Raw genomic sequence first — 11,831 nt, 5'->3', positions numbered from 1 at the left:
GCCGATAGTAGTTGGAGGAACGCCTCCTGCGAGGGTAGGAAGTTGCCGTGCTTGTTATGCGGAAGTAGTTCAGTGGTAGAACATCACCTTGCCATGGTGGGGGTCGCGGGTTCGAATCCCGTCTTCCGCTTGATAACTTTCGATTCGATATGAAATAAGAGACCGTGATTGAAGTCACGGTCTCTTACTGTTTTTCTGAATAAAATCAGAAATTTTTGATTACTCTGAATTAGTCACCAAACTTGTTTCTTAACTTTTTCTTGATTTGATAGAAAGTACAATAGATCTTTTCGATTTTAACATTCAATTCAGTTGCAATTTCATTCTTATTTTTGTGGGTAGTTAAATGTAAATGCAAAACGCTTTTTTCGAAAGCTGAGAGTTGGACAAGAGTGTCAATAAAATCAATTTTACTTAAGAAAGTTGCTTCGATACCACTAAAATAAGATGTGGTCTGATCACAAATTTCATTTGCAGTTTCTTCAAGATATTGTTCATACGATGTTGCGATTGAGTCAACCATTCTTTTTTGACTTTTTTCATGACGGAGAAGGCTGCAAAAATGGCGCTCAAGATTTAATTTATAAAAAGCTCCGAATGAAATTTTATGATCCAAATTATATCTTTGGATAGATTTGTGACATACGATTAGAGCTTCTTGTTGCAAATCATCCGTATCATATAAATGGAGGTAATATCGTTTACAGACACTTCGAACAAGTGGAAGATACTGGTTATAAACTTGTGAAAGTTCATATTTACCATTAGCAATATCGGTATCAGAGTAATCTTTACAAACTTTATCATAGTTTACGGTTATCACCGCCTATCTGCTATGATGGTGTTATTATAAACGGAAAAGACTTTGAATTTTAAAAATGCACACAAAAAAGTGAAAATGCACATAAAAGTGTGAATTTGTCCAAATGATTGTTCTAAAAGAAGATAATTGACTTGATGCACACAAAAAACAGGCATAAAGTCTGTTATATCAACGTTTGTAACAACTCCTCGTGATTTTTCATGCACACAGCTTCAAAATGCTGTGCATTCTCTGTGCATTTAATTCATTTTCCTCGTGCATTTATCCTTATTTAAAATAAAAATCCCTATGAAAAACGTTGATTTCATAAGGACTTGAAAAGTTAATGAAGTTTATTTAAGCTATCTATCAGATTAGCGGGTAATCGATTTATGCTGATATAATAACGTTTCTACAAATGCAATAGTTCAAAATGTGCATCTGATGTTCACGTTTATTGCTGGACAAGCCATTTATTTTCCATGTTTAGGTCAATGTCTTTATCAACATGAACGTACGTTTTCATGAATTGTGCAAGTGTATGTCCTAGTCTGCTGGCAGCCCATGGGTAACTCATTTTAGGAGTGTTCCCAAGCTTAGTTGCTGCACTATGTCTTAAAGAATACATCGACCATTTCTCATTCGGTAAAATCTTTATATTGGCTAGTTCTCCCAATTTATGCAACATATCATTCATCCGATGCTGGTTAACTGGAATACCTGAACTTGCTTTTTGATAGTTATTCAAGTTCAGTAAAATAAAATTACATTTATTTTCAATTTGCTTTGATTGTAGGTAAGCCTTTTGAACGTCTTTAAACTCACTCAGCGTCTCGACTAGTTCTTTTGAAATAGGTAATGTTTTTCTGAATTCCCCCATTTTTCTAGATTTTAAATGCCCGTTTAACTTACCGGCAGTTCCATTCCATGAATCATTAATAATGAAATATGGATTGACGTCATCTAAAACTAGGTTATCCCATTTTAACGCCTGAATTTCTTGTGGACGCATTCCGGTTTCTAAACCAATCCAAACGGCAAGTTTGGAAACCGATTTAGTAGGGTTGCATATGTTTAAACTGTTTAGGATGGCTTCTTTTAAGGCGGAGTATTCGGAATCATTTAGCAAATGATACTGATGCTGAGATGCCAGTTCATCAGTTCTAAAGAATTGTTGTAGTGGACGTTCAGGAACAGGATTTTCGTTGAAGCATTTTCCTACCAAAGGCTTAAAAAATTTTCGCATGTGTGTTAGGCATTTTGCGATTACAGAATCTTTGCTTGCAGAAGCGTTGTGTTCAGCAACAAACTTTCTTGAAAATTCACGAACAAGATCCTGGTTCATATCAGTCATTTTTACATCTTTAAAGTATTGCTTAAAGATTCTGTTAGAGTAGTTCCATGCCTTAATTGTATTATCACTCCAATATCCATCTTTGATTCTCTTATTGACATAACGATCAAACTCATCTGTAAACATATGCTTAGAGGTTTCAAAGTCAAATCCTGCATTGTATTCATTCCACATTTTGTGTTCAATCTTAGCAGCTTCTCTTTTAGTAGAAGCGTATAGGGGTGTAACATTAATCCGTTCTTTTGTAACTCTATTTGTTGGTTGAATTCTTACTTGCCATTTTCCTTTATACTTTCCGGTGGTCATTTTTTTAATTGTCATTATAATCCTCCAAAAAATGGAGAAGTATGATACTCCTCCATTTTATCACTATTGTTGCCAAGTTGTTTTCTTTTTGAATCCGTTATTGATGAGCCATGTTTCAACCTCATCAAATACGTAATACTTTCGTGAATGTTCGTCTAATTGACGATAGGGTAATCCATTTTGAAGCATCTTATAAAAAAGAGCAGAGCTGATATTTAACTTTTCGCATAGTTGCTTTCGGTTTAAAATTTCTTCATTAAACATTTTCACACGCTCCTTTTGTGTTATAGTTAGTAATAGTTAATTGATTTAAGCACTGTATTTATTTGGTTGTTTTAGATATGGTGCTTTTTTCTTTTGGATTGGTGTTACCACTTATCAATTTTTTCAATACTGATAATATGCACCGTGAATCCTGGTCATAATTTTCTTGGAATTTTCCGCTTTCAATTGCTACCATGACGTAATTCATTACTTCTCTTCGAGGACCATATTGAGGAGGGGTAGCGGAACGATATTTTCCGTCTACCATTTCTCCGGGAACATAGTCTGAGATTAATTCCATCAGTCTTATTTTTAACGGTTTAACTTGAATTACATAGTTTAATCTTCGATGAAGTTGTTTAAATGCATCGACTTCAGTGTTTAAGTCTCGTTGATGAATATAAAAGTCTCCGGGACTGAATGGTGAGGTAATAACTATGGCATTGGCGGTTAATCGATGGTCGTGATATCTTGATGGAACGTTACAATTGTAATTGTATGGATCTAATATCCTTAGTAAATCACTATAGTCAATAACATTAGGCCTTAACTCATCGATTAAAATGCAATGCTCACCATGATAGTTCTGAAAATAATCACGGGAACTACCAGAAGTAAAGTATCCTTTATCAAGGCTTTCAGTTATCATTTTGGCAAGAGTTGTTTTTCCTACACCAGCAGGTCCATAGATCCAGAACACTTTTTTAGCTTCATGTTTGCCTTGCATTTCTTGAATCCATTTGTCAGCCTTTAGTTCTTCCATTTGAACCTCCGATTCATCAATTCTTTTACAAATATGTGCAAATTGACCAGGCTTGCTATTTTTTGCAATTTCTTTTGCTTCAATTTTCGTTAGCTTTCCGTTGATGAAATCACCTAGTAAGTTACTGATCCCCATTTTGCCTTCGTAGCGTCCTTCATTTACCTCAGTTTTCAGTTTGTCTAAGAAGCCTTGATAATTGAAATTAGCAATAACCTTATCGGGATCGTATTGATACTTATTTGAAGCATTCTTGGTTCTATGAACTAGATAGGCAAAGCCATTGTTTATACCATTCTTATTATGCTTAGTCATTGATTCAAAATGTTCCGGAGCATCGTCAAGCTCCTTAGCAATGGCACTTAGCATTCGCGGAGATTCAAATTCAAGCATCACATGAACGTGTGGCTTTACCAATTCATTATCTCCATTGGTATCTTTATCATGAACAATCATTGCAAAGCGTTTTAACTTGCTTAACGATTGTACTCTTCTTTTAAGAGCGTCTAAGCTCGAAAACTTCATTTTATCCAATTGTTGAACGTACATCACACCTCTTGAACGTGGAGAGCTTGCGGTTTTTTCAGCTTTTTGCTGTTCTTTTTGTAACATCTTTTTTTCATCTCACCTCAATAGAAACGTTGACTTGATAGACTCGAAACATCATTTTTGTTATATTGCAAATCGCTGGGAAAACGAGCCCGTTCCCAGCGATATTAGTAGGATGGTTAAAATAATTGCATTCATTTAACCAGTTCCTTTGCGCACTTTGCTTGCCTAGCGGCAGCAGTGCGCAATTAATTTAATTTGACGACGCTGACAAAGTAATCTTTGTATTTCTTATCGTCTTTTAGAGGCTGCCATGCACTGCAATGGCCCGCATACTTCCGAGACACATAATCTAAAATCCGGGCTTGATTTTGTGTGTCTAAATTGTGTAAGCGGAAGGAGCTAGCTTCACGATAAAAGCAAATAACTTCATCGTTTGTGACAACTGCAAAAGTTTTAGGTACGATTTTCCGATTATAAACTTCAATATCGTACTTAGCAGAGGCATCATTACCTTCGGGTTCCTTCATCTTCCAATGAAGAATTGCGGTTAGTACAATTGACTTCCAATATTTGAAATCACAAATCTTCTTGGTTGATGAAATGCGGACTCCTAGGTAGGCGTACACGGAAATCAGAATCAATACCCCTGAAACTTCTAAGATGTTTCCTAACCCTGATAGTGGTCGTTGGTGGGTTGTTGGAAGAACCACCATAGAGCAGAGAAATCCTGATAACAGTACGATTAAACCTGTAACCTTTGTCTTACTAAGAACCATATTGTGTTTCATCCAAGAAACTGCGTTAAATGTTTTGTTGTTCATTGTTAAAACCTCCTAAATCTTTAATTTGGGGAACCAAGAACGGCAATGTTAGTCCATCCTTAGTGTTCTGAATAATGCCTTTACCATGGGAAAATCCATCATCCGGAATCACAATTGATTCTGGATTTGCTAGTTCTTTGAACAGGTATCGGCAATTTTCGCGGTTGACGTTTGGAGTTAGCAATATTTTTAACCCCATTTGGTCTCGTGCCGAACTGGAAATGACGGTGTTTGCTTCAAACGTTTGTGACGCAATGAATAGGCAGACATTTGTTTGACGGCCCATTAAGCAAATCTTGTCAATTAATCCCAGATAGCTGTCCCTTATCTTTTTGGGTAGGGAAACAGTAAGTGCCATCGCTTCGTCAATATAGAGAACGTACGGATCGAATTTGTAATTTGGATTCTCCTGTAAGACTCTCTGACGAGACTGGATAAAGTCCAGAGACTTTTTTAATTCTCGCTGAATTAAATCCATAAAGGCAGTGTCACTTTGCTTATTTCCCGGTGTAAAATAGGGAATTCCTAATGAATTCGCCCAATGCATCAAGTAGGGGTCACCTTTGGGATCAATAACAGTAATGTTGCCAATTTGTGAAATAAATTGAAGCAACACTAAAGCACAAATCGTTTTACCGCTTCCAGTCATACCGGAAAGGGCAATGTGCGGCAATCCATCTGTTACGTCAATAAGGTAATTTTCCATTAAAGGAATGTATACCTTATTATTTTGACTAATTACCTTACAATTACTAAGTTTCTCAAAACATAATCGCTTAGCAACTCCCTTCTTGAAGTAGAAGCGTAATGCACGTGCAGTTGAAATGTCCCCACTATTTGTATCTACAATATGCATGCCACTTGATGGCAAAATTGTGATATATGGGAAGAGGTCGGCCGTTAAGATCTTCTCGATTTTCTTGTAAAGCAAGGAATCGAGAACGAACGTTCCGGGCCTTGAACAAGTGATATCCAGGTAATTGGCACTCAAAGAGACTTTGAATGCGTTGTTATATGTTGACTCGCCGTTAGTATCCAATTCAGATGCTAAACAACTTTCAACATATTGTGTAAGCCCCGCAGGGCCACTGTTGTTTTGAGGAACCATTGTTACTTCGCCTCCTTTAAGTGCAAGTTATCCGCTTTGAAGTAGACATCCTTTCGGTTGCCACTAAAGAACTCGCAAGCCAAGAGGTTATCAAACGTTAACTTTTGACCGAATTGCAATTCCTGTAAATTAGGTTGCAATACTTTAACACAAATGGGATTCTGCTTTGAATCGGGAGTATCTTGCATGACATATACTTTATTTGCAAGAATGCGATCGGTATATTTGCCGTCAACGTATTCCCGAACGGGTTCAGGCATTACACCACAATAAGTGAAGATGCCGGTTGGGTTTACGTATTTTTGGGTACATTCTAGGGAGTATCCGCCCTTTTTCCGCGATTGATTATTTAACATAAAATCAATCCTTTCTTTTAGATTTTTATGGTCTTTCCTGACCACATCTTCATCCTATAACTTATTGATAAAGGTTTGTTTTTATTGCAAAAAGTATTTTTTTTGCAATTTTTTGATTTTTTCTCAATACTTAAAATTGATATATATTTAGAAAGGAAGTTATTGATTATGGGAGAAGAATTAAATGTTATCTCTTTAAATGAAAGCCAGAAGAAAGAGTTTATGAAGCGAGGTAAGGAACTATGTTTTCGCTCTTTTAAGGTGTGGTGTCCAGAAGGATATCAAATTTTGCGTTTTGATCCAAATTTACTAATTGATGAAGGTGAAGGTACTGCTATTCAGACTTGCCATAATTATTTATCAGAAAATTTAGAAAGAATAAAAAGGTTATCAAAAAAACTGTCAAAAGATAAAAAGGACAAAGGAGATAAAGAAACAATTAATGCTATAAACGATGTAATTAATGAAATATATGTGGAATATGACAATTTTAAATGGAACCCGTGGGATAATAGATATTTGAATCGAAAAGGATTTATAAAATATGGTGAGAAGGTAGACTATAGAAGCAAAAGTAGTGATAGGAGTACTGCAAGTGACCGTCTTTTTAGACGATTACGTGAAGATGACGAGAAAAGACTTAGTAGCATTATCTTAAATGAAGAGAGCTGTGGAAAAATTATGGACTTTTTACGTTTAAGAATGATAAAGATGAAGAATCGCAGGCCTTATATTTTTGAAGAGTATGCCAATTATGAAATGAGATTAGATGATATGGATAGGAAGTGTCTTAAAGGAAACTATTACGATGATCCCAACAAAAACGTAAGGGAACGAGACGAAGAAAAAATAAATGAAATTTTAAAGCAACGGAATGAAGAGCTAAATAATTTTATTGAGCAGGTTAGTGATAGTGAAATGCGTTCTGTTATAAGAAAACATATTCAAGATATCTCTAATACAAGTGAATTGGTAAATGATAACGAAGAGTTGATTCAAGAATTGAGACAATATGGTCAAAACAAAGAGGTATATGTGTTAATCGATAAATTACATATTATTAATGATGAGTTAACAGAATTGATTAGAGAGATTGTGGGAGGTGTATCTGAGTTCAATTATGTAAAAGATCAAGTCGAATATGATAAACGATTTATCTTACAATCGGAACTAGCACTTCAGTCAAAAGAACAAAAGTTTCTCGATGATTATAAGGAAAATAGTGTTGAAAATCCTGATAAATTAAAGAACCAGTCAAAAGCATTTTGGCCAATCGATAGTAACGGTAAAGAGATAGGATGGAAACGTTATCCAATTGTAATGGTTAAAAAGGAGGAATAATGTTAAATGCCTAAAACAATTGCATACGCTCGAACATCAACGGGAAAACAGGATCTTGGAATTGAAGTTCAAAAAGATGCTTTTAAAGCCTATAATCCCTACAAGATATATAGTGAACAGATCTCAGGAAGATTAGAAAAACGTCCGGAACTGTTAAAGGCACTTCGAGCATTAAGAAAAGACGATACTTTACTAATTTATAAACTTGATCGGTTAGGTCGTAGTACCCAACAGTTAGTAAAAATTATGAATCGTCTTAATGATCGTGGGATCCATCTCCTTTCCATCAGCGATAATATCAATACAACAACTCCAAACGGTCGATGCTTCTTTACTATTTTGAGCGCCATTGCCGAATTAGAATCTGATATGATCAGCAAACGTACTAAAGATGCATTAAGGCAAACAGATAAAAAGCTTGGCAGACCTAGAATAAGTAAAGAAACTGTTGAAAAAATACTAAAACTCCACAAAACCGGGCGACTTCATAATAACGAAATCGCTGAGCGATGCGGAGTTTCCCTAAGCAGTGTTTACAATATCCTAAAACGATCCAATCAATAGACTGTAAAAAACCATCGTTTTTTGGAAAAGATATGTTTTAGCGTTGAATTGTTTGAAAGACTTGATAATTAGGAGAATTTAGTAGTAAAATTTCTTTAGATTTTAACAATTAATTAACGATGATTTTATATAAACTTTAACAATTTATATACATTTCTTTAATTCCATTGAAAGAGGGAATGCCATGGATTATGGAATAGGTCGTTCAAGAAAAGCAAAATAATGAAAGGTTGAAAAAGAAAATGAAGAAACACAACAACACTAATAATCTGATTAAATCATTAATGATTACTGGCGCTGTCTTAGGTGCCGGAACATTTGTTGGCAAAGAAAATGTGCATGCTGACAATGTAAAACCAGCTTCACAAACCACAAAAGTAACTGCTTCAAGTAGCTCAATTAATCAAAAGCAAGTTTCATTAACAAAACAAACACAAATCAGTTCTGCTAAAGCAGCGGTTAGTTCAGCACAAACGGCGGTCAACAACGATACCAAGAACGTTGGCAGTACCAAAGCTTCATACGATGCGGCACAAGCAAGTGTCAAGCAAGCACAAGCCAACGTGTCATCGGCTTCAAGTGCGGTCGACCATGCTAAGCAATTAAGTGAAAATGCGCAAAGCGTGATCAACAGTGACAAGCAACAAGTTGCCCAAGCAAGTTCAGCGGTCAACACAGCTAAGCAAAACGTGGCTTCAGCTTCAAGTGCGGTCACAGCGGCGCAAAGCAAGGCAAGTCAAGCACAAAGCAATGTTAACAATGCACAGAAGACGGTTGACCAAGCACAAGCTAACGTGTCATCAGCCCAAGCTGCAAACAGCAGTGAGATCAGTGCAACCCAAAACCAAATCAGCTCAATTAAGAGTCAACAATCATCCGTTACCCAAGACAAGAACGATGCTGAAGGGCAACAATTTGGTGCCCAAGCCAACGTTGATGATGACAAGGGTAACTTACAAAATGCCCAAAACAGCTTAGATCAAGAAAAAGACACGTTGAATGGGTTGAAAGATCAAGCAAGTCAAGCTCAACAAAAAGTCGATACTGATCAACAAGCCGTGCAAAACATTCAGAAGTCATGGGGCGAAGGTCAATTAACCCTTGATACGTCAGCCGTTAATGCTTGGAATGAAATGCACAGTGGTTTCAATAGCAATGGCTACATGAATGATAACTATCAATCAGGCATGACGGCTTTCAAGAACGTCATGGCAGGTGAACGTGATGATCATATGAACTTGACTGATGGTAACAACCATAGCATGTATATCGGCTATGTTCCAAGCTCAGATGCGCAAGACAACGTGAAGGATCTTGATCCATACAATTTAGATAGCGCAACCCAAATGCGGTTAACCAAGTACGCTGCCGGATTGATCAATCAAATCCGAGCCGAATTAAATATGCCAGCTGTTACCGTATCATCAGACGCTGATGAAATTACCAAGCAAATCACTGATGGCTACAATGAAGACAACTGGGATATGACAACTCAAAGTCACGATAAAGCACGCGTCTTTGCTCCATTATATGACGCAAACAACAAGTTAAGTTACATGAGTGAAGTTGCTTCACCATGGGATAATGGTGGTGCTGAAACTAATCTTGGTAAGGTTTCATTTAACGATTTAACGAAAGACATCTTTGCCGGTTTAACATCAATGTTGTACAACGACTCCGCTGAAAACGAAGGTCACGCAATCCAATTGACGGATGCTGACAACCAAACAAATAGTGCGGTAATTGGTTTATCATTCGACAAATATGGCTGGATGCACATCGAATTCTTCCAAGGTCAAGCAGATTCACCATTGTATAACAACAAGCAAACCGTGGCAGCCTTCCCGGTAAGTGATCAAACGACCCGTGACGGTCAAAACTTTGTTGACGCGCTCAATCAAGAACAAATCGACCGTAACAACTTGAACAGTATCAATGGTCAAATCGCTGCTCAACAAGAAACGGTCAACGATGCCCAAGCCTTAGTCGATCAACAACAAAAGGCTTACGATCAAGACAACGCGACCTTGCAAGCGATCAACAAGCGCATCAGTGATGACACCGCTAAGTTAAACGATCTTAACAATCAATTAACCGCTGCGCAAAACAAGTTAGCTGACTTACAAGCGGGTAGCCAAGTTACAGCTGCAAAGCAAGCTTTAGCCGATGCTCAAAGCAAACTCAATGACGCTAACAATGCGTTGAATAGCGCTAACCAAGGCGTAGCCGATGCGAAGGCCAACTTGAACAATGCTAACCAAGCTTATCAAGCAGCGCAAGCTAAGTTGGTCGAAGCTCAAAGTAAGTTGGCAAGCGACACGCAAGCTGCGAAGAACGCTCCGCAAGCCGTTGCAAGTGCGCAAAAGACATTGCAACAAGCACAAAGCACGTTGAACGCTGCGCAATCAAACTTGAACAAGACGGCTCTTGCGTACAGCAACGCGCAAAAGCAATTACAAGCGGATCAAAACAAGTTGACCGTTGCCCAAGAAAAACTTGCTAAGTTGACGGGCCAACCAATGCCGGTTAAACCAGCAACAAAACCAGATACAAAGCCTGAAGGTTCATCAAGTGTATCAGGTACACCAAGTGGCAATGGTTCGACGAGCACATCTGGTACAACAACTGGTGAAAAACCAGCTGGTGAACAAAGTGGTTCTACAAATAGTGATAAACCAGCCGCAAGCACTAACGACAAAGGAACACAAAGTGTATCAGGGATCCCAAGTGCTGACAACAAGCAAACAGCTAATAAACCAGCAGACAAGCCAGCTACAAGTGGTACGACGACTGCAAGTAGTTCTACAAGCACATCAGGGGCAACAACAGCTGAAAAGCCATCAGGTGAACGAAACGGTTCAACAACCGTTGACAAACCAGCCACAAAGCCTGAAGGTTCAACAAGTGTATCAGATACACCAAGTGCTGACAACAAGCAAACGGCTAATAAACCGGCACAAGGCTCAAATCCAAATGCTGAAAAGCCAGCATCTAACAATGTTAAGAGTAATCATACAACAGCTAATAATACTACATCTGTTAAGACCGTTCGCCACATTGTTTCAAGCACACGTGCTAAAGAAGAAACAACAAGTGAAAAGAGCTCAGTTGTTAGCATCGCTACATCAAAACATGAATTTGCTAATATCTCTAACGAAAACAGCACTTCTAAGAATTCATTACCTCAAACAGGTGAACAATCTACAAAAGGTAGTATCTTAGCAGGAATTGCATCAATTTTAACTGGATTTGGTTTACTTGGAATTTCAAAGAAGAAACGTAACTAATTTATAGAAAGAAATCTTTTAAATTAAGATGGTTTATAAATAAAAATTGACAAACTAAAAAGACTACTCGTCATGAGTAGTCTATTTTTGTACATGTATGCATCGATTACTTTGACGCCATTCGGAATGAAGTCTTCCGAGCTTATCAGTGCAGTTGTCGATCGCAGTGTGAAACTTGATGTACTTTTTGTTTGTAAAAGCACTATTGTAACTTACAATTGCTCCTGGCTTCGTAGCTGGTTCCGGCTTCAGCGTAATGCTCTGACTTGAAGGAACAGGTGCTTTAACGATTGCGACTGGTATGATATTTGGTGCT

The 11,831-nt window shown here is 37.5% G+C and carries 10 protein-coding genes and 1 tRNA gene; 4 read left to right on the top strand and 7 right to left on the bottom strand.

Translation table 11 applies throughout. From position 1 onward, the window contains the following. The first annotated feature begins 58 nt into the window (after nt 1-58). Nucleotides 59-130, top strand: a tRNA-Gly gene (locus FC33_RS02710). Nucleotides 131-229: 99 nt separating this feature from the next. On the opposite strand, the gene FC33_RS08165 is transcribed toward FC33_RS02710, so the two are convergent. The 7 genes from FC33_RS08165 to FC33_RS02675 form a co-directional block, all read right to left on the bottom strand. Further along, nucleotides 230-823 carry a sigma-70 family RNA polymerase sigma factor gene (locus tag FC33_RS08165; RefSeq protein WP_081037036.1) on the bottom strand — a complete coding sequence of 198 codons (594 nt, stop codon included), beginning with the start codon at nt 821-823 and terminating at the stop codon, nt 230-232. A 433-nt stretch (nt 824-1,256) separates the two neighbouring features. After that, entirely contained in the window at nt 1,257-2,477 is a 1,221-nt protein-coding gene (locus FC33_RS02700) for a tyrosine-type recombinase/integrase (protein WP_057827087.1), read from the bottom strand. Nucleotides 2,478-2,525: 48 nt separating this feature from the next. Continuing rightward, complete coding sequence (locus tag FC33_RS02695; protein ID WP_057827086.1) at nt 2,526-2,726, bottom strand: hypothetical protein; 201 nt, start codon at nt 2,724-2,726, stop codon at nt 2,526-2,528. Nucleotides 2,727-2,784: 58 nt separating this feature from the next. Further along, the gene (locus FC33_RS02690; protein ID WP_057827085.1) at nt 2,785-4,098 is read right to left on the bottom strand and encodes a Rep family protein; all 1,314 of its coding nucleotides are present in this window, start codon (nt 4,096-4,098) and stop codon (nt 2,785-2,787) included. 185 nt (nt 4,099-4,283) lie between these two features. After that, nucleotides 4,284-4,859: a hypothetical protein gene (locus tag FC33_RS02685; protein ID WP_057827084.1), complete on the bottom strand. Its 576-nt coding sequence runs from the start codon at nt 4,857-4,859 to the stop codon at nt 4,284-4,286. Continuing rightward, the gene (locus FC33_RS02680) at nt 4,840-5,967 is read right to left on the bottom strand and encodes a type IV secretory system conjugative DNA transfer family protein (protein WP_057827083.1); all 1,128 of its coding nucleotides are present in this window, start codon (nt 5,965-5,967) and stop codon (nt 4,840-4,842) included. Before FC33_RS02680 ends, FC33_RS02685 begins: the two co-directional genes overlap by 20 nt. A gap of 2 nt (nt 5,968-5,969) precedes the next feature. Further along, a complete protein-coding gene (locus FC33_RS02675) occupies nt 5,970-6,323 on the bottom strand; it encodes a hypothetical protein (protein ID WP_057827082.1) in 354 nt (117 codons plus the stop codon). Between the two features lie 168 nt (nt 6,324-6,491). On the opposite strand from FC33_RS02675, the gene FC33_RS02670 reads away from it, so the two are divergent. From FC33_RS02670 to FC33_RS02660, 3 genes are all read left to right on the top strand, one after another. Beyond that, the gene (locus FC33_RS02670) at nt 6,492-7,664 is read left to right on the top strand and encodes a hypothetical protein (RefSeq protein WP_146993478.1); all 1,173 of its coding nucleotides are present in this window, start codon (nt 6,492-6,494) and stop codon (nt 7,662-7,664) included. A 6-nt stretch (nt 7,665-7,670) separates the two neighbouring features. Continuing rightward, a complete protein-coding gene (locus tag FC33_RS02665) occupies nt 7,671-8,228 on the top strand; it encodes a recombinase family protein (RefSeq protein WP_057827080.1) in 558 nt (185 codons plus the stop codon). 242 nt (nt 8,229-8,470) lie between these two features. Continuing rightward, nucleotides 8,471-11,515: an SEC10/PgrA surface exclusion domain-containing protein gene (locus FC33_RS02660; protein ID WP_057827079.1), complete on the top strand. Its 3,045-nt coding sequence runs from the start codon at nt 8,471-8,473 to the stop codon at nt 11,513-11,515. The last annotated feature ends 316 nt before the right edge of the window (nt 11,516-11,831 follow it).

It is taken from the genome of Ligilactobacillus aviarius subsp. aviarius DSM 20655, assembly GCF_001436315.1.
GTDB lineage: Bacteria > Bacillota > Bacilli > Lactobacillales > Lactobacillaceae > Ligilactobacillus > Ligilactobacillus aviarius.
Note: the sequence above shows the minus strand (reverse complement) of the source record. Positions and strands in the feature narration are given on the sequence as shown.